25 protein-coding genes are annotated in these 26,704 nt (G+C 54.9%); 16 read left to right on the forward strand and 9 right to left on the reverse strand.

All coding sequences use genetic code 11. From position 1 onward, the window contains the following. Window positions 1-158: 158 nt before the first annotated feature. Window positions 159-1,334 carry a GntR family transcriptional regulator gene (locus KXU80_RS20605; RefSeq protein ID WP_219839139.1) on the reverse strand — a complete coding sequence of 392 codons (1,176 nt, stop codon included), beginning with the start codon at window positions 1,332-1,334 and terminating at the stop codon, window positions 159-161. Between the two features lie 354 nt (window positions 1,335-1,688). Between KXU80_RS20605 and KXU80_RS20610 the strand changes: the two genes are divergently transcribed. From KXU80_RS20610 to KXU80_RS20620, 3 genes are all read left to right on the forward strand, one after another. Then, window positions 1,689-3,752, forward strand: a complete 2,064-nt coding sequence (locus KXU80_RS20610; RefSeq protein ID WP_258171084.1) for a GxGYxYP domain-containing protein — start codon at window positions 1,689-1,691, stop codon at window positions 3,750-3,752. Window positions 3,753-4,084: 332 nt separating this feature from the next. Beyond that, on the forward strand, window positions 4,085-4,519 hold the full coding sequence (locus KXU80_RS20615; RefSeq protein ID WP_219835016.1) for a DUF1641 domain-containing protein: 435 nt from the start codon (window positions 4,085-4,087) through the stop codon (window positions 4,517-4,519). Window positions 4,520-4,565: 46 nt separating this feature from the next. Next, window positions 4,566-5,744: an NAD(P)/FAD-dependent oxidoreductase gene (locus KXU80_RS20620; protein WP_219835017.1), complete on the forward strand. Its 1,179-nt coding sequence runs from the start codon at window positions 4,566-4,568 to the stop codon at window positions 5,742-5,744. A gap of 86 nt (window positions 5,745-5,830) precedes the next feature. Here KXU80_RS20620 and KXU80_RS20625 read toward each other — a convergent pair whose 3' ends face one another. Further along, complete coding sequence (locus tag KXU80_RS20625) at window positions 5,831-6,280, reverse strand: DUF4395 domain-containing protein (protein ID WP_219835018.1); 450 nt, start codon at window positions 6,278-6,280, stop codon at window positions 5,831-5,833. A gap of 187 nt (window positions 6,281-6,467) precedes the next feature. On the opposite strand from KXU80_RS20625, the gene KXU80_RS20630 reads away from it, so the two are divergent. The 6 genes from KXU80_RS20630 (at window position 6,468) to KXU80_RS20655 (ending at window position 11,484) form a co-directional block, all read left to right on the forward strand. Then, window positions 6,468-6,914: a MarR family winged helix-turn-helix transcriptional regulator gene (locus KXU80_RS20630; RefSeq protein WP_219835019.1), complete on the forward strand. Its 447-nt coding sequence runs from the start codon at window positions 6,468-6,470 to the stop codon at window positions 6,912-6,914. A gap of 38 nt (window positions 6,915-6,952) precedes the next feature. Then, the gene (rpiA, locus tag KXU80_RS20635) at window positions 6,953-7,627 is read left to right on the forward strand and encodes a ribose-5-phosphate isomerase RpiA (RefSeq protein ID WP_219835020.1); all 675 of its coding nucleotides are present in this window, start codon (window positions 6,953-6,955) and stop codon (window positions 7,625-7,627) included. Window positions 7,628-7,956: 329 nt separating this feature from the next. Continuing rightward, complete coding sequence (locus KXU80_RS20640; protein ID WP_219835021.1) at window positions 7,957-8,352, forward strand: DoxX family protein; 396 nt, start codon at window positions 7,957-7,959, stop codon at window positions 8,350-8,352. A gap of 54 nt (window positions 8,353-8,406) precedes the next feature. Then, window positions 8,407-9,348, forward strand: coding sequence for a ring-cleaving dioxygenase (locus KXU80_RS20645; RefSeq protein ID WP_219835022.1), 942 nt, complete (start codon window positions 8,407-8,409; stop codon window positions 9,346-9,348). Between the two features lie 84 nt (window positions 9,349-9,432). Further along, complete coding sequence (locus KXU80_RS20650) at window positions 9,433-10,386, forward strand: ring-cleaving dioxygenase (RefSeq protein ID WP_219835023.1); 954 nt, start codon at window positions 9,433-9,435, stop codon at window positions 10,384-10,386. A gap of 96 nt (window positions 10,387-10,482) precedes the next feature. Continuing rightward, a complete protein-coding gene (locus KXU80_RS20655; RefSeq protein ID WP_219835024.1) occupies window positions 10,483-11,484 on the forward strand; it encodes a type I glyceraldehyde-3-phosphate dehydrogenase in 1,002 nt (333 codons plus the stop codon). 59 nt (window positions 11,485-11,543) lie between these two features. On the opposite strand, the gene KXU80_RS20660 is transcribed toward KXU80_RS20655, so the two are convergent. From KXU80_RS20660 to KXU80_RS20675, 4 genes are read right to left on the reverse strand one after another with little or no spacing between them, the layout of a single operon-like run. Further along, window positions 11,544-12,623 (reverse strand): GerAB/ArcD/ProY family transporter, encoded by a 1,080-nt coding sequence (locus KXU80_RS20660; RefSeq protein WP_219835025.1) that lies wholly within the window; start codon window positions 12,621-12,623, stop codon window positions 11,544-11,546. 8 nt (window positions 12,624-12,631) lie between these two features. After that, the gene (locus KXU80_RS20665; protein ID WP_219835026.1) at window positions 12,632-12,874 is read right to left on the reverse strand and encodes a hypothetical protein; all 243 of its coding nucleotides are present in this window, start codon (window positions 12,872-12,874) and stop codon (window positions 12,632-12,634) included. Then, complete coding sequence (locus KXU80_RS20670) at window positions 12,864-14,060, reverse strand: Ger(x)C family spore germination protein (protein WP_219835027.1); 1,197 nt, start codon at window positions 14,058-14,060, stop codon at window positions 12,864-12,866. Before KXU80_RS20670 ends, KXU80_RS20665 begins: the two co-directional genes overlap by 11 nt. A gap of 1 nt (window position 14,061) precedes the next feature. Further along, entirely contained in the window at window positions 14,062-15,504 is a 1,443-nt protein-coding gene (locus KXU80_RS20675) for a spore germination protein (RefSeq protein ID WP_219835028.1), read from the reverse strand. A 186-nt stretch (window positions 15,505-15,690) separates the two neighbouring features. Between KXU80_RS20675 and KXU80_RS20680 the strand changes: the two genes are divergently transcribed. Continuing rightward, window positions 15,691-16,551 carry a patatin-like phospholipase family protein gene (locus tag KXU80_RS20680; protein ID WP_219835029.1) on the forward strand — a complete coding sequence of 287 codons (861 nt, stop codon included), beginning with the start codon at window positions 15,691-15,693 and terminating at the stop codon, window positions 16,549-16,551. 108 nt (window positions 16,552-16,659) lie between these two features. On the opposite strand, the gene KXU80_RS20685 is transcribed toward KXU80_RS20680, so the two are convergent. The 3 genes from KXU80_RS20685 to KXU80_RS20695 form a co-directional block, all read right to left on the reverse strand. Continuing rightward, window positions 16,660-17,610, reverse strand: coding sequence for a LysM peptidoglycan-binding domain-containing protein (locus KXU80_RS20685; RefSeq protein WP_219835030.1), 951 nt, complete (start codon window positions 17,608-17,610; stop codon window positions 16,660-16,662). Window positions 17,611-17,712: 102 nt separating this feature from the next. Next, on the reverse strand, window positions 17,713-18,573 hold the full coding sequence (locus tag KXU80_RS20690; RefSeq protein WP_219835031.1) for a chemotaxis protein: 861 nt from the start codon (window positions 18,571-18,573) through the stop codon (window positions 17,713-17,715). Window positions 18,574-18,762: 189 nt separating this feature from the next. Continuing rightward, window positions 18,763-20,373, reverse strand: a complete 1,611-nt coding sequence (locus KXU80_RS20695) for an alpha-amylase family protein (protein ID WP_219835032.1) — start codon at window positions 20,371-20,373, stop codon at window positions 18,763-18,765. Between the two features lie 138 nt (window positions 20,374-20,511). Between KXU80_RS20695 and KXU80_RS20700 the strand changes: the two genes are divergently transcribed. The 6 genes from KXU80_RS20700 to KXU80_RS20725 all read left to right on the forward strand — a co-directional run bounded on the left by KXU80_RS20700 (window position 20,512) and on the right by KXU80_RS20725 (window position 26,664). Continuing rightward, a complete protein-coding gene (locus KXU80_RS20700; protein ID WP_219835033.1) occupies window positions 20,512-21,414 on the forward strand; it encodes a helix-turn-helix domain-containing protein in 903 nt (300 codons plus the stop codon). A 58-nt stretch (window positions 21,415-21,472) separates the two neighbouring features. Further along, the gene (locus tag KXU80_RS20705) at window positions 21,473-21,850 is read left to right on the forward strand and encodes a hypothetical protein (RefSeq protein ID WP_219835034.1); all 378 of its coding nucleotides are present in this window, start codon (window positions 21,473-21,475) and stop codon (window positions 21,848-21,850) included. A gap of 205 nt (window positions 21,851-22,055) precedes the next feature. Beyond that, complete coding sequence (locus KXU80_RS20710) at window positions 22,056-22,892, forward strand: sugar phosphate isomerase/epimerase family protein (RefSeq protein WP_219835035.1); 837 nt, start codon at window positions 22,056-22,058, stop codon at window positions 22,890-22,892. Between the two features lie 128 nt (window positions 22,893-23,020). Further along, window positions 23,021-23,755, forward strand: a complete 735-nt coding sequence (locus tag KXU80_RS20715) for an HAD family hydrolase (RefSeq protein WP_219835036.1) — start codon at window positions 23,021-23,023, stop codon at window positions 23,753-23,755. 265 nt (window positions 23,756-24,020) lie between these two features. Further along, complete coding sequence (locus KXU80_RS20720; protein WP_219835037.1) at window positions 24,021-24,773, forward strand: polysaccharide deacetylase family protein; 753 nt, start codon at window positions 24,021-24,023, stop codon at window positions 24,771-24,773. A 34-nt stretch (window positions 24,774-24,807) separates the two neighbouring features. Continuing rightward, window positions 24,808-26,664 (forward strand): glycosyltransferase family 2 protein, encoded by a 1,857-nt coding sequence (locus tag KXU80_RS20725; protein ID WP_258171481.1) that lies wholly within the window; start codon window positions 24,808-24,810, stop codon window positions 26,662-26,664. The last annotated feature ends 40 nt before the right edge of the window (window positions 26,665-26,704 follow it).

Raw genomic sequence — 26,704 nt, forward strand, 5'->3', positions numbered from 1 at the left:
GTTGTAAGTATCCGTTATGCCTTCCAAACTAATATAATGATAATATATCTATTTTATATATTCAATATATATTTATTGTATTTTTCTTTTTCATTTCTGGGAATAAAAAAAGGCCTTCCGCTTAAGCGGAAAGCCCATGCTTCATGCTGTTTATGACGTTAAGGCGTTTCAGCGAGGCGGGGAGGCCCCGAGGTTTGGCGCGCGGCGAGCTCCGGCTCGATGAGCGTTTTGGTGTAACCGCCGCTCTGTCCGCCTCCGCGCTCGATGACCTGCAGCAGCATTTCGGCTGCGCGGGAGCCCATATCCTGCTCGAACTGCTTAATGGACGTGAAGATGCTGAATTCATCGACGATCGACGTCGGATCATCGAAGCTGACGATGGACAAGTCACCCGGCACGTCTAGTCCGGCCTGTCGTGCCATCTGATAGATTTGCACGCCGAGGCGGCCGTTCAGCGTAATGTACGCCGTGGCCATTCGGTTGCGGATATACCTGTAGAGCGGATGACTCTCCGCGTCCTTCAGGCTGTCCACCCTGAAATCCGTAATAATATGAGCCGGATTGATCAAGGCGCCTTTGTTTTTGAGGGCGTTCATGTAGCCCTCGATCCGTTCCTGCACCGTGACGGTTTGCAGCGGCGAGTCGGAGCAGATCGCGATTTCCCGGTGCCCAAGCTCCCAGAGATGATCCACCGCCAAGGCCGCGCCCATTCTGCCGTCAGCGGCAATGAAGTTGGTCTCCACGCCGGGCAGGTAACGGTCAATCAGCACGAAAGGAAAGCCGGCGAATTTCATCGTGAGGATCTTCTCGTTGTACTGTTCTTCGTCGACGGGGAAGATCAGCATGCCTTCGACGCCGATCTCCTTCAGGGTTTTGATTGCTTCCTTCTCCAGCTGGAGAAGCCCGCCGGAGAGCAGGATGACACTGCGGTAGCCTCTTGCCTCCAGCGTCAATCGGATGCCTTCGACCAGGCGGATGGCAAAGTAATCATAGATCGTAGGCATAATTAGGCCGATCAGGCCCGACCGTCGAACCGGCTCGCTAAACAAGGCGGCCGAGGCTTCGTTGCCGGTCGGCATTGGCTGCGGATCGGGACCAATCTCCTGTGTTCGTTCGCTGACGAAGCTGCCGCGGCCCGGCACGCGTGTGATGATTTTCTCATTGGCAAGGCCGGTCAGCGCGTTGACGACGGTAATCTTACTCACGTTAAACTGCTCCATGAGCTCCTTCTCCGTTGGAATGCGTTCGCCTTCCTTGAGTTCTTCAGCGTCGATTAATTCTCGGATGTAATCCTGGATCTTCTGATAGAGCGGAATCCGGTCTGCTGTGTTCATCATAATCACCAATTTTCGGTCTCGTATTTGTATATATATATTATATTCGTTAATCGCTGCTATGCAATCGAATATTCACTGGCCCGATCGCCCTATAAATAGGTCGAAATGACGTCAATCGTCCTATCGAAGGAATCAAATGTAGGGAGAATCATAGGAAGTTTTGTCGAAAGGCTTGTTATAATTATATAAAATATATTTAATATACATTGAAACTGTTTTGAATTGTAAACTTATGGTAAAGGAGGAGGGGGGCAAGGCGGGAATAGCTTTGCAATGATAGTGTTAAGCGGTTAATGAAATGATGAATGTGGGTTAACATCACAATACCATGAGAAGATGAGGTGTTCAATCGTGATTCGAAAGCTTGCAGCTGTAAGTCTTGCAATCGCATGTACGCTGTCTTTCAGTATCGGCGCATCGGCAGAAGCCCCTGCGCAGCAGGAGGCCAAGCCGGGCGGAAGCACGATATCATGGCCGGCGGATCAAGTACTGCCGAGCTTCGCCAAAGTAAAGCAGCTTGAGGTTGCTGATATTATTGACGCGCCGGGCGACATCAAGATCCTGCTGGCGACGCTGCAGGGTATCGTGAACCGCACGGAGCCCCGCATGTATTTGCTCGAAAGCAAGGAAGAAGGCAAGTTCACGTGGCTGAACGATCTCGACGTGCCCTATAAGGTGCGCGACAACTACTGGGATATCGTCAAAACGTTCAAGAGCGCAGTGAAAGGCGTTATCGTGTACGATCCGAAGGTGCCCGACTCCATAAACGTGGCCACGACGATTGCGGGCATTAAGGATGCGGTCGTCGCAAGCCCCGAGCTGGCGCAGAAGCTTGCCGGCGCGCCTTACGGACTGCAGGTGCTGGATGATCTGCGCGGCAAGTTCAAAGACCGCTTGGATGCATACACCTGGCAGTTCGACAACCTGTGGAGTCAAACAACCCACCGGATGCTGATCGGCCTGAGCCCGGATACGTCCGTCCGTCTTCCCGACAACAACTTCGCTTCGTTCAAAACAATCGCGCAGGATACGACGCAAGAGCGCGATGCCAAGAACCGCAAGGTATATGATCTCGATCTGACGCCATATCTCGGCAAAGACGCGGTTTACCTGCAATTTGCCGATGCCTTCACGCAGGACGGCTGGGGCACCGCAGTCCATGAAGTAACGATCAAGGCCGACGGCCAGGAGATCGCCCACTTCATTCCCGGCACGCCTGAAGAGGAGCCATTCCTCTATGACAGACAGAGCTCGCAGGTATCCACGGGAAGCGGCGGCCACCGTTTTGCCGATAACGGCCGTTATTTCATTTATAAATTCGCAGCGCCTGCCGGCACGAAGCAGCTGACCGCTTCCGTCGACATGTGGAACCAGTACAAGGTTGCGGCGAGCAGCGAACAGCCGGTATCCTCCGAGCAGAAGGAGCCGTACGGTTACCTGCGCGATTACGCGGTCGCGAACAAAGCCATGGTATTCTGGCTCGACGCGAACGTGCCCGAGCAGCTGCAGCTGTTCGAACGCATTCTGTCGGACGTGAAGCCGGGTACGCCTTACCTGGGCTGGTTCAGTAACGATGTCCAAGGCGAGTTCAATTCCGTTGAAATCACCTCGAAGCACAGCGTTTCCGTGCTCGCAGCTGACTGGTTCAGCAACCTGTCCGTCTTCTCCGGTACGAAGATGAACGCTAATTTGCCGGCTCCGGCGATAGCACCGAAGCTCGAGAACAAAATTTATGTCACGTACACGTTCAGCGAAGGCGACAACTTCCAATATAACGAGCACCGCCTCCGCGTGCTGTGGGATGACCCGAACCGCGGAAAGGTAGCGGTCAACTGGACGTCGAGCCCGCTGCTCTATGACGGCGCTCCGGTGATGCTGGATCATTATCTGAGCACGGCGACAGCGAACGATCAACTGATCGCAGGCCCGTCCGGCGCCGGCTATTTCTACGCCAACGCTTGGCCGGACAGCACCTTCGTGCCTTATTTGAAGCAAACGAATGCCTACATTAAGAAAACCGGCATGACGATTCCTTATATCCTTAACCGCGTCGCCGGTCAAAACGTGCCGCTCAGCGATACGAAAATCGATGCATACGCAAATGAATACCATGCGCCGGGCGTGTTCCTCAGCTGGGAAGACCGCTATGGCGTCGAAATCAAGAACGGGCTGCCGATTTCCACGATCCAAGGGATCAGCACGGTGCAGGACGGACAGCGAATCCTTGCGGACGCCAAAGCCAAGTGGGACGGCAAGTCGCCGCTCTTCGTATCCCTTGGGTTGCTCGCATGGAGCATGACGCCGACGGATGTTCTGGCGCTGAACAGCTCCCTCGGTGCGGAATTCCAAGCGGTACGGGCGGATCAGTACTTCTCGCTCGTACGCGAAGCGAACGGACTGCCGGCAAAACCGTAACCTTTCGGCTGCTGCTTCAATTGGAAACAAAAGAACAGCTTCCGCGGACGATTATGACCCGGAAGCTGTTTTTCTTGAGCCTCAACCGGGTAAAATAAGGCTGCCATCCAAGAAGAAGCCGGCAGGGATATCACGAGATCACCGAAGGTATAGGTGAAAGAAATAATTTATTGACCCTATAAAATATATTTTATAAACGAAAGCATTTAAAGTGATATCATAGAAACAAGATTAATGTTGCTTTCTGCTTCAAAGCGCTATGTGATTTATTTCACAAGACTTCGATTAGCCAAGATGCAGCGGAGTGAACTACACCTGAAGGAGGAAATAGAATGACTGAAACATTGGTAACGAACGTGGACCAACAAGAGCAGGCAGCTGCAGTTGCTGCGAAATCGGATGTACTGGATCAACTCCTGAAGCCCGAAGTGCAGGAAGCGCTGACGGCGCTGGTGGATCAGCTTCCGAAGTTAGCCGAAATGATGAATCTGCTGACCAAAACGTATGACCTGGCGCAGAAGGTGGCTTCGGACCGCGTGCTGATCCAAGACACGCTGGGTGCGGTCAAGGAAGTCGTCAAACCGCTTGAAGAGAAAGTGAAAGGGTACGCATCCGCGGCGATCGAAGCGAACGACCGCGCGGAGAAGAGCGAATCCGTCATCGGCTTGTTCGGCATGCTCAAATTAATGAAAGATCCGGAGCTTCAAAAGATGCTTCGTTTCGGCCAAGCTTACCTGGATATTCTAGGCGAAAGAAAAAAGGGCTAACTTAGCAAGCGCAATTCCACTATTCAAGCACGGAGGATGATATTCCATGAGAAAAGAAATACTTATTCTAGGTGCCGGATACGGAGGCTTGCTCAGCGCTCTGTCCGCACGTGAGCATCTGTCGACAGAAGAAGCGGGCATTACGCTCATTAACCGCGTAGGTTCGCACCAAATCATTACAGAGCTTCACCGCCTCGCCGCAGGCAACGTTCACGAGAAAGCCGTCGCGCTTCCGCTCGAGAAATTGCTGAAAGGCAAAGGCGTTAACATCGTCGTCGGCGACGTGCAAGCGATCGACGTCGAAGGCAAGAAGGTCTCGCTGAACGACGGTTCGTCGTACCGTTACGACAACCTGGTTCTGGCACTGGGCAGCGAAACGAACTATTTCGGCATTCCCGGCCTGAAAGAGAACAGCTTGACGCTCAAATCCGTTGTGGATGCGAACCGCGTGTTCAACCACGTGAAAGACCGCATCAAAGCATACACTGCGAGCAAGAACAAAGCGGATGCAACATTCGTTATCGGCGGCGGCGGACTGACGGGCGTAGAGCTTGTGGGCGAGCTTGCTGACGAGCTTCCGGGCATTTGCCGTCAATACGGCGTGGATTTCGCGGACGTATCGATCTCCTTGGTCGAAGCAATGCCGACGATCCTGCCGATCTTCTCGCCTGATCTGATCGAGCGCGCGGTAGCGAGCCTTGAGAAGCGCGGCGTTGAATTCCTGACAGGCCTTGCAATCACGGAAGTGAACGGCAATGTTGTAACGCTGAAGGACGGCAGAACGATCGAAACGAGCACACTCGTTTGGACGGGCGGCGTTCAAGGCAGCACGCTTGTCGGCAACTGCGGCGTAGAAGTAAACCGCGGCCGTGCAACTGTCAACGAATTCCTGCAATCCGTATCGCACCCAGACGTATTCCTGGCTGGCGACTGCGCGGTCGTGTTCGGTCCTGAAGGCCGTCCATACCCGCCGACTGCACAACTGGCTTGGCAAATGGGCGAGCTGGTCGGCGCGAACATCGCTGCATCGTACAAGAACGTGAAGATGGATACATTCAATCCGATCTTCTCCGGTACACTTGCAAGCCTTGGCCGCAAAGACGGTATCGGCGCGATCGGCGAAACCGGCATCGAGCTTAAGGGTGTTCCTGCTTCGCTCATGAAGAAAGCAAGTAACGCGCGTTACTTGACGCACATCAATGGCTTGTTCTCGCTGGCGTACTAATCTAGTGGAGTAAACTGTCTGCATCATATAGAGACGAGAAAGGCTCCGACCAATCAAGGTCGGAGCCTTTTTTTGCATTTAGCCGATCAGGATGAAGCTTTGCGTCTTGCGAGAAACTGTTTGTATTGGAAATAGGCGAAGCAGCCGATGCAGAAGCCGCCCAAGGCAAGTACGACGGCAGCCGTAAGCATAGCGAGAGTGATGTACGCTGCGATTCGGATTTGAGCGGCGGAGGCGGCGAGCGTGATGAGCAGAAACAGAATTGCGAGCAGGTTATTGAACCGCAGCAGCTCCCGGCTTTCGGTCTTGGCGCTGACAGGGAAGAGCGGCGATAGCAGCCGGACGAACAGATTGTACCGGATGCCGTAGAACCGGCTGATCAGCTGGACGGCCAGCGGCAGAACAAGAATCCACAATTGTCCGGTCGCGGAAGCGGCAATAATGCTGAGCAGAATGCCTAATTGATTGCCGCGCACGCGGTGCATCGGAATTTCATCTACGCAGTCAAAGGATAGGTTTGGAAGGGGCTGCGCCATAGGTCAACCTCCATTCAAGATTTTAGATTGCTTACTTTGATCATACTCTATAACATAGTTTTCAGGTAGGGATTTATGCATATAAAATTTTATTTCCACCGTACAACATTGACAGGAGCGGCTCCTTCGTATAGTTTCATATTTAAGATAATGAATGTTAACTTATATCAGTTGGAGATGGTTAGTGATGGCAGACGGAATCGACGTAGACCACGAGCACCTGATTTCCTTGAAACTGTTCGTTGTTCTGTCGAAAGCATATAAAACCATAATGGATCGCGCGCTTAAGGACATGAAGCAGTACGGGCTGTCAGCCTCGGAATTCATGATCCTTGAAGTGATGTACACCAAACGTAAAATTCCGATTCAGCAGATCGGCGAGAAGATATTGGTGACGAGCGGCAGTATGACCTATAATATTGATAAGCTCGAGCAGAAAGGGCTGCTGAAACGGGTGCCTAGCGCGGAAGACCGCCGTATTGTTTTCGTGGAGGTCACCCCCGAAGGCGATGCTTTGTTCGGCCGCATCTTCCCTGATCACGCCGGTGTCATTCACCGCCTTCTGCACGGGTTGACGCTGGAAGAGAAGCAGGATGCGACGGAGCTGTTGAAGAAGCTGGGGAGAAGCATATAACGGTACAGGCTTAGGGACGGAAGGACAGGTGCACAAGCATGGAAGCAAAGAGAATCGCCGCGGAACAAGCGGTTGCTTATATTGAAGATGGCATGACGGTTGGCTTGGGAACAGGCTCTACGGCGTATTGGGCGATTAAGAAGCTCGGCGCACGCGTACAGGAGGGCTTGCGGGTTAAAGCTATCGCGACTTCGCAGGAATCCGAGGTGCTCGCCAAGGAACTGGGCATCGAGATCATTACATTCGCCGAGCTGTCTGGGCAGCTGGATCTGACGATAGACGGTGCGGATGAGGTAGATGCAGCGTTTGACTTGACGAAAGGCGGCGGTGGCGCGCTGCTGCGGGAGAAGATCGTGGCCTCTGCTAGCAAGCGGATGATTGTGATCGTCGATGAAAGCAAGGTTGTGGAGCGGCTGGGTGCATTCCCGCTGCCTGTTGAAATCGTGCCGTTCGGCTGGGAAATGACCCTGCGGCAGTTGGAAAACCTCGGCTGCAAGCCGGCGGTTCGGCTGCAGGGAGAAGAGCGATTCCGCACGGACAACGGGAACTTCATCGTGGACTGCGCGTTCGGCAGCATCGCGGATCCCGGCAAGCTGTCGGTTGCAATCAACGGCATTCCCGGCGTCGTCGAGAACGGTCTGTTCGTGCGGATGGCGGACGGCGTCATTGTTGGAAGGATGGACGGCAGTGTTCAAGAATTGAAGCAAGCGTAGCTGCAGGCGCGTGCGGTGTACGATTGAAGCCGGCCCGAGTCACGCTGCAGCATACGGCGCAGCTTGGGCAGGTACCGTGCAAATATTTCGTCAAAAAGCTATTGACAGATACTCGAAAATCGATTATCTTTAATTCAAGATAATTAAATACAAAGCATATGAAAAAGGAGCTGGTGCCATGGCAAGGCATTTGCGAGCAGCGCGCCATATCCGTAACGGTTGGCGTGAAGGTTAGAAGCCGGTGAAAGGGAAGTATCATTTTTTTTTGACGAAATATCTTTAATTAAAGATTATTAAACAAAAACTATTAGTAAGGGAGATGGATGTACATGATGGATTTAGGGTTATTAATAATTCGCGTCGTTATTGGTTTGTTGTTCGTAGGGCATGGTTCGCAGAAGCTGTTCGGCTTATTCGGGGGTTATGGACCGAAAGGAACCGGAGGCTGGATGGAGTCGGTCGGCATTAAGCCTGGCGTAGCGATGGCGGTATTCGCTGGACTGCTGGAGCTGGTTGGCGGCGCGATGTTCGGAGCAGGCCTGCTGACAGTGCTAGCCGCAATCCTGCTTGCGTTGACGATGCTGGGCGCGATCGTGAAGGTGCATGGTGCAAATGGGCTTTGGGCAACCTCTAACGGATATGAATATCCGCTTGTAGTGCTTGTTGTCGTTATCGGCGTTGCGCTGACCGGCGCTGGCGCATATTCGCTGGATGCGTTGATGTAAGCAGCGGCAAAGCGCGGGAGTTACTACAATTATTTCGATAAGGAGCGATCGATCATGTCAGACCGGACGACAGGTATCCACCACATTACGGCTTTTGCAAGAGACCCGCAGGAGAATGCGAGTTTCTATACCGGCATCCTGGGGCTTCATTTGGTGAAGAAGACGGTGAACTTCGATGCCCCGGATACGTATCACTTGTATTTCGGCGACGCGTCCGGCAGCCCGGGCACGGTCATCACGTTCTTCCCTTCCTCGAAGGCCCGTAAAGGGCGTATCGGCGGAGGCCAAGTGGGCGTCACCACCTTCGTCGTACCGGTCGGTACGATCGCGTATTGGGAGCAGCGTTTCACGGAGCTCGGCATCGCCTTCAGACATGAGACGAGATTCTCCGAGTCCTATCTTCAATTCACGGATCCCGACGGGCTGCGCCTGGAACTGACGGAGCGGTCGGAGGGTCCGGTCCGCACGGATACGTATGCCGGTATTCCAGCGGACAAGGCGATTAAGGGCTTCGGCGGCGCCGTCCTGTTCAGCAGAGATTATCTTCAGACGATGGATGTTCTAGAGCGAGTGCTGGGCCTTGCCAAGGTCGGGGAAGAAGACGGCTTTGCCCGGTTCCAATCGTCCGCGGAGCTCGGCAATCGAATCGACGTTCCGTTGTCCAATATGGAATGGGGCAGCGGCGGCGTCGGAACCGTCCATCATATTGCTTGGCGTGCAAAGGATAACGAGGAGCATGCGCGTTGGAGAGAGATCGTAGCAGCCAGCGGCTATAAACCGACGGAAATCAAGGATCGCCAATACTTCAAAGCCGTGTATTTCCGCGAGCACGGCGGCATTCTCTTTGAAATCGCAACAGACGCGCCGGGCTTCGCGAGAGATGAGCGTCAGAATGAGCTGGGTCGGAAGCTTATGCTGCCGGAATGGTTCGAGCCGCGCCGCGCCGAAATTGAAGCTGTGCTGCAGCCGATTACGATTGAGGAACCGAGTAATTAAATCCTCATGAAGCATTTAGCACCAAATCACAATCACTATTATTTATAACGTCTCGTTAACCTAAACATTGAGGAGTGAGTGTAAATGTCATTACAAACGGCAGGTATTCATCACATTACTGCATTTGCAAGAAACCCGCAGGAGAACGTTGATTTCTACGCCGGCGTGCTCGGCTTGCGCCTTGTAAAGAAAACGATCAATTTCGACGCACCGGAGGTCTATCACCTGTATTTCGGCGACAAAGCCGGCAGCCCCGGCACGATCATTACCTTCTTCCCGTGGCCCGGCTCCCGCAAGGGTGAAATCGGCGGCGGCCAGGTTGGTATTACGGCGTACGTCGTACCTGTAGGCGCGCTTTCGTTCTGGGAAGAGCGGCTCTCAGGCTTCGGCATTGCCGTGAAGCAAACAGAACGATTCGGGGAGAAGTATCTGCAATTCGATGATAATGAAGGACTGCATCTGGAGCTCGTCGAACGTGAGAGCGGAGCAAACAGCGAGTGGTCGTTCGGCGGCATCCCTGCGGACAAAGCGATCAAAGGCTTCGGCGGCGCCGTCTTGTTCAGCACAAGCTCGGCTAGAACGGTCTCCGTGTTAACGGATGTCCTCGGCTTGAAGAAGGTTGGCGAGGAAGCGGGCTATATCCGTTTGCAAGCGGAAGGGGACATCGGCAATATCATTGACGTCCCTGCGAAGAATATGGATTGGGGCGTTGGCGGCGCCGGCACGGTTCACCATATCGCTTGGAGAGCCAAGGACTTCGAAGAGCATGTACAGTGGCAAACCAAAGTAGCTGGCAGCGGCTATCAGCCGACGCCTGTCATCGACCGTCAATATTTCAACGCGATTTATTTCCGCGAAGGCGGGGGCATCTTATTCGAGATTGCTACTGATCCGCCGGGCTTTGCTAATGACGAAACAGCCGACCAGCTGGGACAGAAGATTATGCTGCCTTCCTGGTTCGAACCGAACCGCGCTAAAATCGAAGCTAACCTGCTGCCGATTGAGGTTAGGGAGCTGACACCCGGCAAGCGGGAGTAAGGAATAGAATAGGTGTAAAGTCGTATGGACGATACAGCCGTCATTTCGTACACTCTCACTGAGGCTTTAACAATTTGCTAACCGTTGGAGGTAACCATGGGTAAAATAGCGATATTCGGTTTTGGCCGCATCGGCAGACAGCTGCTGCGCGTCGCATTGCAAGAAAAGCTCTTCGTTCCGGTGTCCATCTCGGATATCAGGGACGAGGAGACGCTAGCCGCATTATTTGAAGTCGATACAAACTACAAGCGTTGGCCGGAAGAAGTGCAAGCGGAGACGGGGGCTATGGTCATTGGGGGCCGCCATATCAAGTACATCAATTCGATGAATGAAGTGCCGGACTGGCGGGCGCTCGGCGTCGACTTGGTCATCGATTGTACGGGAAGAGCCGTTACCCGCTCGGTTGCTCAAATTCACTTGGACCGCGGCGCGAAGCATGTGCTCGTCAGTGGGCCAAGCAAGAGTCTCGAGGATTGCGACGCGGTGCTGCTGAAGGGCATCAACCTGGACAAATTCAATCCGGACGAGCATAAGATCATCAGTATGGCCAGCTGCACGACGAATGCACTAGCGCCTGTGGTGAAGCTTGTACGTGAAAACTTCGGCATCAAATACGGGTTGTTCTCCACGGTGCATTCCTATACGAATACACAATCGTTGACAGATCAGCCGATGCAGTCCCGCCGTGATTCGTGGGCTGCAGCAGAGAATATCATTCCATCGTCCTCCGGAGCAGCGAAGGCGTTGAAGTTCATCTGGAAGGATCTCCAGATTACGGGTAAGGCGTACCGAATTCCGACGCGCACCGGCAGCATTGCAGAGCTGAACCTGGTTACGGAGAAGCCGTGCACGGCGGAGGAGATCAATGAGATGTTCCGCAGCGCGGCTAAGGAAGGCGACTTGAACGGCGTGCTTGACGTCTTAGAAGGCGAGTGGGCATCCTCGCGCATCGTCGGCGACTCGCATTCCTCGATCATCGATTTGCCGCTTACGCAGGTGCAAGGGGAGCTAGTCTCCATCGCAGCGTGGTACGATAATGAATGGGGTTATGCCTCGAGACTAGCCGAGGTTGCGGCTTATCTGGCCAATCGCGCCTAGTACGGGTGAACGAAAGCTCGCCCTTCATGCAATACCGCTAAGGACCTGGAGCGTACCTCCTAGGTCCTTTTTGGCTTGAGCAGCGTCAGCGCGGCAAGCAGCAGCGGGATGATTGCCGTAGGGAGAAGCGCAGAGAACGGAGCGATAGTTGAATTGTAGATGGTCAAGTCATTAAGATGCGGGAAGCTTCGCTGCGCCAGGGCAAAAAACAACAGTCCGATGGGGAAGATGAAGGGATTCGTCCCCTTGAGACCGAAAATGTGGCCGAACAGTTTTGTAAATAAATACTGAAAAACAATGAGCTCAAACATCGTAAACACGGTCCAAATGCCGATTATCATGATTTCGATACGCTCCAGGTATTCGCCGAATTTGACGAGCTGAATAGCGGAGAAGAACGGGAATGTTGCACTGTTCATCAGATTCATGCCGAGCGAACCGAAGGTCAGATAGGTTGCCGTAAACAGGTAGATCCCGGACAGCGACAGCGGAATCAGCACGCTGAGCAGGGGGCGGCGGTTGTTCGCTACGCGGGAGAATAGAAAACAGAGCAGGATCGATTTGCCAAAAGGGAAAAAGAAAGAAATCATGCCTCCATAAGCAATCTCGGATGCACTGTGCTGGAAGGCCGGAAGGAACGGGTTGCAGTTTACGTTGCGATAAATAAAGAGGAAAATGATGGTGATGAAGAATATGAAGATCGGGAGCAGTATTTGAGATGTGCGTGCGATCGTACCGAGGCCCAGATAGGCTGCATAAGAAACAGTCAACGTGATCAGCAGCATAATTTGACCCGATGGGGTGTTCGGCAGCACCACGACCCGGTAGAAGGACGTTATCGCAAGGTAAGCCGCGCTTTGAATTTCCAGAATGTAAATCAGAAAGAAGCATAGGGCGAGCTTGGCGATTCCTTTGCCCAGCAAACGGTCGAACGCTTCCGCCATGGTCAAGTCCGGATGCTGCAATTGCACATAATACAGCAGAGAAAGAATGAAGAACGTGACGCTGATCCCGATCAGGTCTGACATCCATACATCCTGCTCGACTAGCTTACCCTCAAGCAGGAACTCGGTAGAGAAGCCCGAGATAACGCTGAACAACAAGCAGCTGAACGAGCCGGGGGTGATTTTTTCTTGCATGGCTTGCTTCAGCCCTCCTGTTTGATCCCCATTACCTTCAGCATATAGCTGGAGACCGGATGATAAATGTACGTGTAGACGGATGCTGCCGTCGGCAAGGCCTTGCCGATGACCGGTGCGCAATAGAGCGCGATAACGCCGCATAGTAGAAGCATCACGATGCCGTCGCGGAAACGCCGGCGTCTCTGCAACCAGACGCATGTTGCAATTCCGTACGCTAGCGCCGCCAAACAAACGGTATTATTCAGCATACTGACGTTCCTTTGCGTATTGAATCATGCCTACCTTCTCAATCTTGACGTTCACATGAACGGTAACTGGCATGGAGGGGTAGACCTCATCCCAGTTCTGCTTAATGGCTGCCCATCCCGTGGGATGATACTGCGAGAGCAGCTGCGAGAAGCCGAGCACGTCCGCTCGAATGACATGCTGGAAAGAAGCCAGACTCGCTTGGATCAACCGCTCTATTTCTTTGGAAGCCGCCTTCTCCATCGATGCAATGACAGCCGGACTGTTAAGCGGCAGCGGCTGCCCGATTTCTCCCAATGCTGCCGATATCGTCAGTGCGATTTCGATGCTGGGCTTTCCGTGACGAAAGCGGCTGCGGATGGATTGCTTGGATGGCTTGAAGTAGATGGAGGTATCGTGTCCCTTATAGCTGACGACTCTTGGAAATTCGAGATTCTTCCACCGGTTCCGCTCCGATAATAATTGAATAACGAGCACGTCATCGCCTTGGATCCACTGCTTGAACTTGCCTTTATTGAAAACAGCCCCTCCACGGAGAGCCAGCGCTTGCTGCGTATCGTTCTTCTGGCGCGTGACGCCAAGTCTTCCGGTTACGAATCCTCTGCAGGGATCGGTGTACCAGTTGGCGACCATCTGAATGCTCTGCGTCATGCTCTTCCCCCACTCCTTCTCATTGCGAACCTTGCCGAACAGATCATTGGAAAGCAAGTCCCCGCTTTGCGTTCTCACCTTCAGCTTGTCGGAGGCCTGTCCCTCGGTGACGACCAGATAGCTTGTCAGACGAATTTGCCGGTTGCGCATCAGGAAGTCCATGATCTCGTAGAAGGAGTGAGTGGCTGCTTCTTCTCCGATCAACACAAATTTATTGTGCTGGAAAATAAGCGTTTTGCCGAGACGGCCTCGCAGGTTTCGGCCTGTATCGATGACGGATTTCCCGGTGACGCTGGCGGTCCAGCCCGTGAGCTTGCCTGCTTTGTCCGTGCTTAATGCCGTCGGCATGACGTTGTAGGTCGAGAAGGTATAGAGTTTCGTCTGCTGGTCATAGTCGATTCCAAGCGCCATGACAAGCGCGATGTCGCTGATTTCGATCACATCGGGCGAACAGCCTGAGACAAAGGGGAGGAGCAGGCTCAGCATCAGGAGGCTCTTTATCTTCATGCCGGGTAAACGGATTCGGTTGACAGTCAAGTCAGGAGCCTCCCTTGTTCCGGGGCCTGTATTTGACAGGCAGTTGGATGTAGTTCTGCAGCGTTGTTTTTAATCCGCTGGGGCTGACGGGATTCAGGAACGGCACTCCGCAGGACCGCAGCGAGCACAGATGAAGCACCAGCACAAGCATCCCGAGGGAGATGCCGAGAACGCCGACATATGCTGCGAGCAGCATGAGTGGAAACCGAAGGATCCGAAACGAGATGGCGGTGCTGAAGGCAGGAATCGTGAACGATGCGATGCCTGTCATGGCGACGACGATGACCATGGGACGGGAGACGATCCCGGACTGAACGGCGGCCTCTCCGATAACGAGCGCACCGACGATGCTGACGGATTGTCCCACCGCCCGGGGCAGCCGCAGGCTGGCTTCCCGGAGAATTTCGAAAGATACCTCCATCAGGATCGCTTCCACGAACGTAGGAAACGGAATGCCTGCTTTCGAGGAGATGAACGCCATCATTAGAGGCGTTGGAATCATCTCCAGATGGAAGGTCGTCAGCGCGATATACAGGGAGGGTCCGAACAACGAAATAAACAGCGTGATGAGGCGGAGCACACGCAGGAAGTTGGCAAAATAAAACCGCTCGTATAAGTCTTCGCTCGGATGCAGCATTTCGAAGAAGGTGGACGGTACAATCAGCGCAATCGGCGTTCCGTCCGCAATGAGCGCGGCTTTGCCCCGGTTTAACGCCGTGACGACCCGATCGGGGCGCTCCGTGTTGAACAATTGGGGGATGGGCGACCAGGTGCTGTCTTGAATCCATTCCTCGATCTGCGTATTTACGACCAGGATATCGAGCTGGATGGTCTCCAGTCTTCGCTTCAATTCGTTCAATAGGTTCGGGTCAGCCTTGTTATCGAGATAGAGCAGTGTAACTTTCGTTTGGCTCTGAGTTCCGATGATGTACGTTATCGTTTTCAGATGAGGCGTTTTTAATTTTCGGAAAATCAGGCTTAGGTTGGTATGAAGATCCTCGATAAAGCTCTCGCGCGGGCCTCTGACATTGACTTCGATCTTCGGCTCCCCGATATTGCGGGTCTCGAAGCCGGGCAGCTTGATTCCGTAGGCGGAGGTGTGTCCTTCTACAAACAGGATGACGCCGGCATCGGTAATGAAGTCTGCAGCTGCCTTAAGCTCCGGCAGTGTTGTCACGTTGCTAACGGTGTAGAGCGAGTCTAGAATCGCGCCGGCTGAAGCGTTGTTCCGCTGGGTCAGATCCTCGCTGATTTTGCGAATGATGACTTGATTGAGCGCCTTCTCGTCGATCAATACATTGAGATAGACAAGGACTGCATGCCCGGCTCCCGCGTCCTGGCTGATGTCCCGGACGACGAGAAAATCGTTATGAATGAATTGCTGCCGAATCGAAAGCACGTTGCGCGCCGCGGAAGCTTGAATGGAGGTATTCGTTTGTTCCATTGTCCCACCGCCTTGAATCGTTCTGCCCCACAGGCCGCCCCTTGATTACAAACTAGTATGAGGAGAACGTCTGCTTGTTATGCAATAATTTGGAAGCGGATCAGTATTGAAATTGACGAGCTTGTTCCTGCATGAGTAAAATGAATGGAGCTGACCTAAGGTTGTGGCGCGGAAAGAGGCGAAGCAATGGATTCCATCGGATTGGTGTTGGAAGGCGGGGGCATGCGCGCTGTGTATACGGCGGGGGTGCTGGAATATTTTTTGGAGCATCATATTTATTTCCCCTACACGATCGGCATTTCGGCGGGGGCATGCGTCGCGACGAGCTACTTTTCCAGGCAGCCGGGGCGTAACCATGTCGTTAACATCGAGTGGGTGACGGACCCGAGATATATTTCGTGGGGCAATTACTGGAAGAAGGGCGAGCTGTTCGGAATGGATTTTATTTTCGACGAAATTCCGAATAAGCTGGTCCCTTTCGATTATAAAGCCTTTTATGAAAGCAAAGAAGAATTCGTGGTCGGCACGACGGACTGCGTCACCGGCGAAACGGTGTTCTACCGTAAGAGTGAGCCCGGATTCGATCTCCTGAAGGTGCTGCGGGCGTCGAGCTCGCTTCCGTTCATTGCTCCGATCGTCGAATACGACGGCAAGCAGCTGCTGGACGGCGGGATTTCGGATCCGATTCCTCTCCGGCAGGCGGAGAGGGACGGCTACAAGCGCAATGTCGTCGTACTGACACGGGATGCCGGGTACCGAAAATCGCCGAACCGCTTCGCGTGGTTTGTCCGAAGGGCATACCGCAGGTTCCCGGAATTCGTCAAAGTCATGCTGAAGCGGCATGACATCTATAACGGGACAGCCGCTTATATTAACGAGCAGGAGCAGAGCGGCGCAGCCTTCGTCATCCGGCCGCAGCAGCCGCTCGAAGTTGGGCGGATGGAGCGGGATCCCGCCAAGCTGAGGGAGCTGTATCTGCAGGGCTACGGGGATGCTAAGCGGCTCCACCCCGCGCTGAAAGCGTGGGCAGCGGGCGGAGCGGAATAGATGGGGCATGCCGCCGTGAGGCGGGAAAATGCGAAGGAGCTGTCTATATTCGGTATCATCCGAATGTGGACAGCTCCTTTGTTTGCAGCTGGGCAGAGCGGCTGCTTGTTATTTGCCTCTCGGCTTGGCAGGGATGATGAGCGAGGTTCCCGCCTTCAAATCTTCGTTTGTTTTCAGCTTGTTTGCCTTCACGATGAGATCGATATCATCATCGGAATGATAGAATAGCATGGCAATCCGGTACAGCGTGTCGCCGGGGCGGACCAAATACGACGCGGGCAGCGTGACTTTGGAGTAATCGACGTTATCCTGCGCGTTCCCGGACGAGGAACCTGCACTTGATGACAAGACGGGGATCTTGATCGTATCTCCGACTTTCATGTCATTAATGAATACGAGATGATTGCTCTTCGCCAGGAAGGCGACATGCCGCTTCGAATGGTAGAACTTCATGGATATCGTAGAGAGGGTGTCGCCCTTCTGCACGACGTAGGTCGTCGGGAGCTTGTCCGCATGACCGGAAGCTGCCGGCGCTTGACTGTCGGCATGCTCTGGCTTGTCGTTGCTGCTGCTTGGCTGCGCCGGCTTGCCTTGCGTAGGCTCGCCTTGGCCGGCGTCAACCGGTGCATCGGCTGCTGCATTGCCGGTTGTATCTCCTTCGGGTGATGAGGCTGCATCCGTACCGTCAGCTTCACCCGCAGAATCGGATGCATTCGCTGTACCGCCGGCATTGTCGGCAGCCGGAGGATTTGATGCATCAGAGTTGTCGGTCGTGCCGCCTGTGGCCGTATCGTTGTTGCCCGTGCCAGGCTTGTCCGTATTGCCCTGCGCAGCGCTGCCGGCTTGTCCTTGTCCGCCGTCCGCGGGCGCAAGCGCCTCCGTATCATGCTTTTGGCCGGAGCCGGAATGCGACGAATAGATGCCGTAAAGCACGGCGCAGATGACAATTAGAAACGCGATGGTTGCCATTAACATTTTGGAAGGGGCTTTATCTTCCTTATTACGCGAGCTGCGCGACGTTCTGGGGCGCAAGTCGTTACCTGTCGAATTGCTGCTCAAGCGTGTTCATCCTCCTATCGTGGTTCCTAGCTGTTTATATTTTACTATAATTACCTCTCGGAGAGCGGCACGTCATGAAAAACAGGACATAGGCCCTATACGTCAATCGGGCAGTCCCTCGGGAAGCGATTGACTTAATTGGTCCAGTCCCTGCGCGATGCGGCGGATGAGCGGCTTGCATTTGTAGTAGCCGCCGTGCGAGCCGGGCGTCCATCCCAAGAGACCGGGACAGCGAACGACGATATCGGCTGTTACCGACTCGGCGTAGCTGGCATTCAGCGCCTTGATCGGGTAGGCAATGAGATCGTCCTTATCATAGAAATTGACCCATTCGCCGAAGCCGCGGTTCTGAAGCCGAGGTGCCGGTACGGCAATCGGCAGCCCGAAATGCTCGAAGCGCATCGTCCACAGTGCAATCGGGCTGCCCATCGTATAGAAATGCGTCAGCGTCTCTCCGTTCACGAGCCTGGAGCCGCAGGCATGAATGAACGAGGATGCTTTGGGGCGCATTTTACGATGCTGCAGATCATAGAAGAAGTTGCTTGCAATGATCGTGCCAAGGCTGTGAGCGATGATGCAGAGCGGCGCATCGTCTCCGGCACGGCAGGAGAGCCGGTGCAGCTGCTGGGCGAAACGCGTATGAATGTCATCATAAATATAATCGTGCGGACAAGGATCGTGCTCCTTCGGAATCGCTTGATAAGCGACGGCATCCCCCAAATAGTTAATGACGAAGGCGCGCAGCTTCAGTCCGTCATTCCAGTGGAGCTGCGCCGCATCCGTCCGCTGCCAAAGCTTCTTCTCCAAATTGTCCGTAATATCCCCCCAGTAGATCCCCTCCACAACAAGCTGGATGTCCGGATTGACTTTCGCCATCGCCTTGCAGAGCGCTCCCGCCATTTCGATATGAAAGTCGCCTTTCTGCTGCCCCATGCCATGCACAATACCTACCGCAATCCGCATTCCGTCCGCCCCCCTGAACGTCAAGTTGCTGCTCGCTTATGTCTATTCGCGGATGCGACGGCATTAGACTACGTTTGACAACAGAACAAGGCGAGCCGATGAAGGAACGCCGAATGTGCGCGGCAAATCGCGAAAAACCCCTGACCGCGGAGGCCAGGGGAAGTCGTTAATCGATCGATGAGGGGACTCTTACAGCCACCAGCCTTCTTCCTTCTCTTCCAGCAGCTCCGCGGTCACGCCGTTCCATTCGAAGACTACCTCTTCACCATTCATGCGCCAGCGGCTCGGGCATGTATTATGCAGCCAATCCAGCGGCTCCGCGACAGGCATCGGTTCGGCTGCCAGCTCGAACGCGCGGCTGATCGCAAGCTCCTGCTCCTTCGTGACGATGGAAGGGTCCGCGGAGACGAACAAGGGCGTGCCGCTACCGGCCAGAATGCGCAGCCACTGCTCGTTGTGCGCCCACGGCACATCCTTCGTAAGGCCAAGGCAGTCGGCGTCATGGCTGTAGAAGGTGCCGTGCTGCGGCATGCGGAACGCCAGCGTGTTCACGCCCATGTAGCGGGTGCGCTCCCACCATCTGCCGCTCGTATCGTCGCCGGTCCGCTGAATGCTGAACACGCCTGCCGACAAATGACTGAACGTGTTGCAGCCGATAATATCGGCTTGCCCGGAGGCCTCGGCAATGGTGCGGTACAGCGCAAGCGTAATCTCGGCCGTTGTCCGGGAGCGGTCGCTGAAGGTGTGCTGCAGTCCGTGCGGATGCGATTTCATGGTCATGCCCCATTGACCGAGCAGGTCATACGTCGTGAAATCATGCTTCAGCAGATCAATGCCCCAGCCGGCCATCGTTTCGACGGATGCTCGGATATGCTCCAGCACATCAGGCAGGCTCGGATCCAGCACTTGTCCGCCGCTCCCGGCATAACGGACCCACTCGGCCGGCACCTGCTCCTCCGTCAACAGCGGCCGGCACCAGATGCCCGGCTTGACGCCGATTTCTTTCATCTCGCCGATGAGGCGCTCCATGTCCGGGAACTTGTCGTTGCCGACCCAGGGTCCGCCATTGCATGCGCCGACGCCGCTTCGCAGCTGCCAGCCGTCGTCGATGACCATGAACGGCCGGTTTGTCTTGTGCGAGGAGAGCGAGGACATGAACCTCGAATCCGCCAATATCTCCGCATGGGAGCTGTTTCCGTACGCATAGTACCAGTTATTCCCGCCGTATACCGGTTGCTTCGGCATGACGGGATTCTCGCACATCAGCCGGCAGAAGCGCTGCGCGGCCGCGAACGGCGTGTCGCTCTCCCGTCCCTCATCATAGAGCAGCTCCGCGGCAAGAAGCTTGCGCGCGCCAAGCCGAACCCCGGCACTTCCGCTTGCGACATCCGCCGTGAACGTAATGCCGTCGGCATCCATCTGCCAGAAGCAGAGGGAGCTTGGGCCTGTTTTCACGCCGTATCCCGCCGTGCGGGTGCCGTCATAACGGAGAAAATACCACGGCATGACGCGCTCCGGCGCGATGCCGCGCCATTCCAAATCGCCGTAGCCGCGCTCCCAATGATCGCCTAAGATCAGCGGGCTTCCTTGCTGGCGAACCTTCCAACGAAGTTTAATGAGGCGAATCGCCTCGCTTGGCGCCTCTACTTCCAGCGCATATGCGCTGCCGTTCGCGGTCAAGGTAACGGCTATGCCTGCAGACGACCAGCTCCCGGATCCTCCGCCGGACAACGATTTCCAACCCTCGTCTGTACGAACGACCACGGCGTCCGGCGCTCCTAATTCAAACCTAGCTTCCATCCGTCAACCTCCTCTATAATAGGGACAATGACAAAAGTATAGCTGTACGCAGCATTCGGATTGAATAACAGAACGGGCCGTTAACCTCTTAAATAGTTAACCAACTGAGACATTACCAGGGAAAGAGGGGTTGCAACCATGGCTGACAGGCTGGATGTGCCGAATCCGATTCGGTTGTTCGCGAACCGTAAATCCGAGACGTATCTGTACGGGGCGCAGATGGGCACGGTCCAAGCGGGCTGGTCCTGCAGCAGGCATCTCCATCACATGATGTTCGAGCTAAACCTCGTGCTGGAGGGGACGCAACTGGCGGAGGTCGGCGGTACGGCCTATCGTCAAAGCAAGGACAATCTTATTCTGGTTCCGCCCATGCTTCTGCATGCCTATAAGGCAGTCGAGCCGTTCTCCTTCTTCGTGATGCATGTCCAGATTGACGACCCGGTCTTCCTCAATGCGCTGAATCGTGCGAAGCTTCTGCTGCTGGAGCCGGGACAGGAGCTGCACGGGCTGCTGCTTCCCGAAGTGAAGCGCGTCGTGGAGATGCTGATGGAGGAAGAGACACCCAAGTCTAAATCGAAATCCAAATTATTTCGAACGGTCTATACGATTATGGATATCCTTGAGACGTACATCACCGAGCACGATGAGGGCGCAGCGGCTGCGGACGATTTGCCGATTCGGATTGCGAAGGAGATCGAAGCGCTCGTCGCCGAGCGTCAGCCTGAAGATGTCATCCCCGCAGGCTGGATGGAAGCGATGGCGGGGCGCCTCGGCTTCAGCCGCCGTCACTGCTACCGTGTATTTCGGGAAGCGTACCAGCTGTCGCCTCGCGAATATCTCGCCGTGCTGCGGCAGCAGGAGGCGATGCACCTGCTCCTCAGCACCGAGCATGCCGTCGACGAGATCGCCCTGCGTATCGGTTACGACAACGCGCAAAGCTTTATTCGCCAGTTCGTGAAGTGGACCGGCACGACGCCGGGAGCGTTTCGCAGGCGGCGTCTCGGTGAGACGGTTTATCTGACGCCGCTGGAGCTGGAGTAGTCAGGTGCGCGTCAAGGAGAAAGCGAATTTCTGTACGAAACGAATCCCGGAGGCTCTTATGTTCCAGCATTATATAGGCATCGATTATTCAGGCAAGGCGCTGCCGACGCAGAAGCATACCGCGATCCAAATCTTCGAATCAACGGCCGATGAGCCGCCGCGTCAGGCCTTGGGCCGGCGAAGCTGGTCGAGGGCTGGCGTCTACCGCTATTTGGCGGACAGGCTGGAGGCTCAGCGGGCCGGTCGGATCGGCGCGATGATCGTTGGCATTGACCACGGGCTTTCTTTTCCGATCTCGTATTTTCGGGATTCGCTGCCGGGGAACCCGGTTCTTCACTCGTGGATGGCTTTTCTCGATCATTTCGGGCGCGCTGTGGAGCGGGGTCAAGGAACGGCCTGTATCATCGATTCAAGCGCCGACGCTGCCCTACAATAACCCGACAGAGCTGAGGCTGGCGGAGAAATGTGAGGGAGCAGGACCTTGAGGGCACTCTCTCGCATTACATGCAGCTGCGGACGCTTACGGACAGGGAACGGGAAAAAGTCGTTCCGCTGGAAGGCTGGATACTAGGCATTCTGTAGGCAAGATTGCCTCGGAGCCTAATTACGAGTACATAGTTTGATAGAGAAGGGAAGAAGCGATGATGTTTAAGTACAGCTATAATTCGCTCGTTTACTATGGAGAGGATTTTGCGCGGAGTGTAGAACGTCTGGGGCGATTCGGCTATGACGGCATCGAGCTGGTTGGCGAACCGAGCGGATACGATTATAGCGAGGTACGGAGGCTGACTGCGGATCATGGCTTGAAGGTCTCGTCGATTTGCTCCATCTTCAACGCGCAGCGGGACTTGGGGCATCCGGACAAAGCCGTGCGGATGCAGGCCGTGAACTACGTAAAGGAAGTGGCCGAGATGGCCGCAGAGGTCGGAGCTCCGACCATCATTGCAGCGCCTGTCGCGAATATGCGTATTCGCGAGCTGGGCAGCCGCGAAGAGGAATGGAAATGGGCGGTAGAAGGCATTCGGACGGCGGGGGAGTATGCTTCATCGCTTGGCGTGAGCCTGTGCATTGAAGCTTGGAACCGCTTCGAGTCTTATATGCTGAACAGGCTGGATCAAGCTGCCGCAATGCGGGCGGAGGTTGGGCTCGCGAACGTGGGCATCATGGGCGATACGTTTCATATGAACATCGATGAGTCCGATGCGGCGGAGGCGATCCGGCAAAGCGGAGATGCGCTCATCCATATTCACTTGGCGGACAGCAATCGTGCGGCGCCGGGGACCGGGCATACGGATTTCGTGCCGATTCTTCGCTCGCTCAAGGAGATCCGTTACGACGGTTATCTCACCTTCGAGCTGCTACCTGCAGCGGCGGACCCGTTCGGCGTCATGGAGCGCGGCGGTGGAAGGGAATTCTTCGATCGCTACACGGAACAGTCGATCGCCTATATCAAGCGCATTGAAGCACAGCTTTCTTAAAGGTTGCCCGCAGGGCATACAGCCTATCCAGGCGGTGTCCGTTTATGAACGAGGCCGCATTGGGGTATCTTTTGACGAGACGCATTTCCCGTCACCGGGAGGACAACCATGAGCTCAGGAGCTGCAGAATGAAACAGGAACAGAACCAGCAAGCGATTTTTTTCGACGTGGACGATACGCTGTATGATCATTTACTGCCTTTCCGCAAGGCGGTGGAGCAGGTTGCCGGGCCGCTTCTGCCGCTGGAGGGATTCCCGTATCCGGCGGCGTATCATCGGCTCCGGTACCACAGTGACATGCTGTCGCTTCAGCTTGGCGGCGCGGGTGCGATGGAGGCCGGAGCGGCGACGGAGCGGATGCGGATGCGCCGGTTCCAGCTCACGATGGCGGAATTCGGTCTAGCGCTCAGCGACGAGCAGGCGGAAGCCATGCAGGCGGCTTACATCGGCTGTCAGTACGACATCGAGCTGTTCAGCGGTGCGAGAGAACTGCTGACACGACTCGCGGAAGCCGGTTGGTTGATAGGACTCATTACGAATGGCGCTCCTTCGCATCAGCAGCTCAAGATCGATGCGATGAAGCTGGACGGCATCGTGGCAGTCGAGCGGCAATTCATATCCGGCTCGCACGGCTGGGATAAGCCCGATCCGAGGCTCTTCCACTATGTAAACGAGCAGACAGGCACGCGGCCGGCCGACTGTATCTATGTGGGCGATTCATGGCGTAATGACGTGGTGGGCGCGCTTGAGGCCGGCTGGCGGGTCATTTGGTTTAATCATCGGCGCGCAGAGCCGGAATCGGAGCATACCCCGACGCATGAAGCGGCCAGCTATGACGAGCTTGCCAGGCTGCTGATCGAATAATCGAATAACGGATAGAAGGAGACACAGGAGGCGCATGCTTCTTGTGTCTTTTTCGTATTTAATGCAGCTGTTGGGTTTCATTCGTATGGAAAAGGTTTAAATTATCATTATATGATAATAGAAATGTACATAATGGTAAATGACTTCTCAAAATGAAGTGGATTATTTATAATAGGTCAATAGACCTATGAATTTAAGTTGATAATTGCAGCACCGCGCTGTTTTGCTTTGTGCGGGTCAAATTTTCACATCAAGGGAGGGCCCAATGAAAGCTAAAGGGGTTTTGGTCATCATACTGATGCTAGGGCTGCTTGTCGGCTGCGGCACGTCAGGTGGGCGGACGGAAGCAGGCGGCGGCCAAGCTGCCGGCAATACGGCCAATTCAGCTGCTGCGCCGTACGGCGGTCCAGAGAGCAAGGCTATAAACATAATCTTCACGAACGAGCGGGAGCTGGCGCTGACCTTTAACGGGATGGCGGATAAAGAAACGATGGAGCAGCTGCTCGACGTTCTGGACAGCTGCGGTATCAAGGCTACGTTTTTCCTGCCGGGTATGCGGGTGGCCGAAGAGCCCGATATCGCGCAGGAAATAAAGTCCCGCGGCCATGAGATTGAGAACAACACGCTGAACAGGGTGGATCTTAGCAAGCTGACGTACGCGCAGACGTATAACGAAATTAAGCTGAGCGGCGATGTTATTGCGAAGAAAACCGGCGTCATTCCGCATTACGTACGAACGACATCGCGGGATTTTACGGATCAGGTGCGGCTTGCGGCTGCGCAGAGCGGCCATGAGGCCGTGATCGGCAGCAGCTTATACCTGCACAACTGGCACAATGAGACGGAGGAAGAGAAGGCTAAGCTTGTCCGCACGTTCATTCATCACGGCGGTATCTTTGCGCTGGACACGGAAGACCGCCCGGATCTGAACGAAACCGTCAAGCTCGTCGCCGACTGCGTCCGCAAACAGGAGTATGCCTTTGTTACGCTGAACCAGCTGATGCAGGACGGAGAGTAGCGCCGGATATCCGGGAAGGGAGACTGTTAATGTGATGAAACAGGAGGAGAACCAAGAAGAAACAAAGCTGCTCGATGTCATTTCCGTTCCGAAGCGTGATCGGCGGCTGCTCCCGCATGTGCCTGACCCTGAGGGGAACCGTTCACCTGCCGACCGCAGAGGAGCTAAGGGTATTCCGGCAGATGCGAAGGAGTCCTTCAAGCGGCAGCAAGAACGGCTGAGCATCCGTTATGAGGCTGATTTTGACGTCGTGATCATCGGCAACAGAAGGAAGAAGAAGCATGCGTTGCAGGGCAAAGCAGTCGATATTTCCTCGACAGGCATTCTTGTGGCGCTCGAATCGGATGAAGAGCATTACATCGTCGGTCAACGCGCCGGCCTTCGATTTCGGATACCGCCGGGCACGATGCCGGAGCCGTTCGAGTCAGCTGTGAAGATGGAGGCGGCGCTCGTGCGGATGTTTACCCGGGAGCAGGACGGGCAGAAGCAGCTGATGCTGGCCTTTGAATTTACCAGGCCGCTTACCGAGTACTTCCGCCGCAAGCGGTGGGGAATGTCTGCCTTCACGGTCGTCGGCGCGGTATTCGCGGTGGCCTGTCTTACCATGCTCATGCGAATGGAGAACGTTATTTATTATAGATATAACCTGATTCTGTATTTGTACAGTCTGCTCGCGGCCGTATTTCTTATCAGCCGCTATCTGTTCGGCGCGCTGTACCGGGAGGTGCCGGTCGACCCGCAGTACACGCCTGGCGTTTCCATCGTAATCCATGGCTTGACCGAGGAGAAATGGATCGAACGAACAATTCTAAGCTGCGTCGATCAGGATTATCCCGTTGATAAGCTGGAGATCATCATCGTCGCTGACCAGGCGTCTGCTGAAGCGGTTGAACGGGTTCAAGCGGTCATTGCCCGCATCCATCATGAAGGAGCACGATTCTTCACGAAGGAGCGAATGAGTTTGCGCTTCATGCCGGAGAACGAGGGCAGACGCGCAGCGCTGGCTGAAGGCGCAGCGCATGCCAAGCATAAGCTTGTCGCCACCGTCGACGCAGGCAGCTTCTTGGAGCCAGCGGCGATCCGGCGTTTGGTTCAGCCGTTTCAGGACCCTCAAGTGGGCGGCGTCTCCGGACGCATGGACGTGGAAAATAAATTCACCAATAGCATTACGATGCTGCAGGCAGTCCGGTACCACTCGAGCTTTCGGATTGCGAAAGCGGCGGAATCGAAGTTCGACAGCGTGACGAGCTTGTCCGGATCGCTGTCCTGCTACCGGAAGGAGCTCATTCTTCAGTACATGGACAGCGGACGGAACCTGAAATACACAGGACAGCCCGGCATCATCGGCGACAACCGGAGCTTGACCAATTTCGTTCTGCGGACGCACCGCACCGCGTATCAGGATTCGGCGGTTTGCTCGGTGTTCGTGCCTTCAGAGAAACGCGCGCTCCTCATGGAGCGGATGCACGCCAAACGTGCGTGGCTGCGCGGATCATTGCGGGCCGGCACGTTCATTTGGCGCAAAGAACCGTTCATGGCGTTATTCTTCTATATCGGTCTGCTGATAGCGGTCACTGCACCGGTCATCGTGGTCGATTACCTCGTCTATGAGCCGATTGCGCATCATTTTTTTCCGTCAGGCTATCTGCTCGGCTTGCTCGTGATGCTGCTGATTATGGGCCTTGCCCATCTCCTGCTTCGCAAAAGCAGGCTTTGGTTGTTCGGTCTGATCCGCTGTCTGTTCACCGAGCTGGCGCTGCTCTGGCAGATGCCGGTCGCCTGGGTCACGTGCTGGAAATCGCCGGGAGGCGCTTCAGGGATGCCGCAATTGAAGGCAGCAGAAGTGAGTGAGCATGTAAACATTACGGTACCCGAAACGAACCATAACTAAAAAGGAATCGAATCCCGGCCGTGCGCCAGCAAGCGTATCG

It is taken from the genome of Paenibacillus sp. R14(2021), assembly GCF_019431355.1.
Classification (GTDB): Bacteria; Bacillota; Bacilli; order Paenibacillales; family Paenibacillaceae; genus Paenibacillus_Z.

What these genes read in the sequence shown, in the direction of transcription:
- KXU80_RS20605 (WP_219839139.1), bottom strand. Translation starts at nt 1,334, where the DNA reads ATGAACACAGCAGACCGGATTCCGCTCTATCAGAAGATCCAGGATTAC.
- KXU80_RS20615 (WP_219835016.1), top strand. Translation starts at nt 4,085, where the DNA reads ATGACTGAAACATTGGTAACGAACGTGGACCAACAAGAGCAGGCAGCT.
- KXU80_RS20620 (WP_219835017.1), top strand. Translation starts at nt 4,566, where the DNA reads ATGAGAAAAGAAATACTTATTCTAGGTGCCGGATACGGAGGCTTGCTC.
- KXU80_RS20625 (WP_219835018.1), bottom strand. Translation starts at nt 6,280, where the DNA reads ATGGCGCAGCCCCTTCCAAACCTATCCTTTGACTGCGTAGATGAAATT.
- KXU80_RS20630 (WP_219835019.1), top strand. Translation starts at nt 6,468, where the DNA reads ATGGCAGACGGAATCGACGTAGACCACGAGCACCTGATTTCCTTGAAA.
- rpiA (WP_219835020.1), top strand. Translation starts at nt 6,953, where the DNA reads ATGGAAGCAAAGAGAATCGCCGCGGAACAAGCGGTTGCTTATATTGAA.
- KXU80_RS20640 (WP_219835021.1), top strand. Translation starts at nt 7,957, where the DNA reads ATGATGGATTTAGGGTTATTAATAATTCGCGTCGTTATTGGTTTGTTG.
- KXU80_RS20645 (WP_219835022.1), top strand. Translation starts at nt 8,407, where the DNA reads ATGTCAGACCGGACGACAGGTATCCACCACATTACGGCTTTTGCAAGA.
- KXU80_RS20650 (WP_219835023.1), top strand. Translation starts at nt 9,433, where the DNA reads ATGTCATTACAAACGGCAGGTATTCATCACATTACTGCATTTGCAAGA.
- KXU80_RS20655 (WP_219835024.1), top strand. Translation starts at nt 10,483, where the DNA reads ATGGGTAAAATAGCGATATTCGGTTTTGGCCGCATCGGCAGACAGCTG.
- KXU80_RS20660 (WP_219835025.1), bottom strand. Translation starts at nt 12,623, where the DNA reads ATGCAAGAAAAAATCACCCCCGGCTCGTTCAGCTGCTTGTTGTTCAGC.
- KXU80_RS20665 (WP_219835026.1), bottom strand. Translation starts at nt 12,874, where the DNA reads ATGCTGAATAATACCGTTTGTTTGGCGGCGCTAGCGTACGGAATTGCA.
- KXU80_RS20675 (WP_219835028.1), bottom strand. Translation starts at nt 15,504, where the DNA reads ATGGAACAAACGAATACCTCCATTCAAGCTTCCGCGGCGCGCAACGTG.
- KXU80_RS20680 (WP_219835029.1), top strand. Translation starts at nt 15,691, where the DNA reads ATGGATTCCATCGGATTGGTGTTGGAAGGCGGGGGCATGCGCGCTGTG.
- KXU80_RS20690 (WP_219835031.1), bottom strand. Translation starts at nt 18,573, where the DNA reads ATGCGGATTGCGGTAGGTATTGTGCATGGCATGGGGCAGCAGAAAGGC.
- KXU80_RS20695 (WP_219835032.1), bottom strand. Translation starts at nt 20,373, where the DNA reads ATGGAAGCTAGGTTTGAATTAGGAGCGCCGGACGCCGTGGTCGTTCGT.
- KXU80_RS20700 (WP_219835033.1), top strand. Translation starts at nt 20,512, where the DNA reads ATGGCTGACAGGCTGGATGTGCCGAATCCGATTCGGTTGTTCGCGAAC.
- KXU80_RS20705 (WP_219835034.1), top strand. Translation starts at nt 21,473, where the DNA reads ATGTTCCAGCATTATATAGGCATCGATTATTCAGGCAAGGCGCTGCCG.
- KXU80_RS20710 (WP_219835035.1), top strand. Translation starts at nt 22,056, where the DNA reads ATGATGTTTAAGTACAGCTATAATTCGCTCGTTTACTATGGAGAGGAT.
- KXU80_RS20715 (WP_219835036.1), top strand. Translation starts at nt 23,021, where the DNA reads ATGAAACAGGAACAGAACCAGCAAGCGATTTTTTTCGACGTGGACGAT.
- KXU80_RS20720 (WP_219835037.1), top strand. Translation starts at nt 24,021, where the DNA reads ATGAAAGCTAAAGGGGTTTTGGTCATCATACTGATGCTAGGGCTGCTT.
- KXU80_RS20725 (WP_258171481.1), top strand. Translation starts at nt 24,808, where the DNA reads ATGAAACAGGAGGAGAACCAAGAAGAAACAAAGCTGCTCGATGTCATT.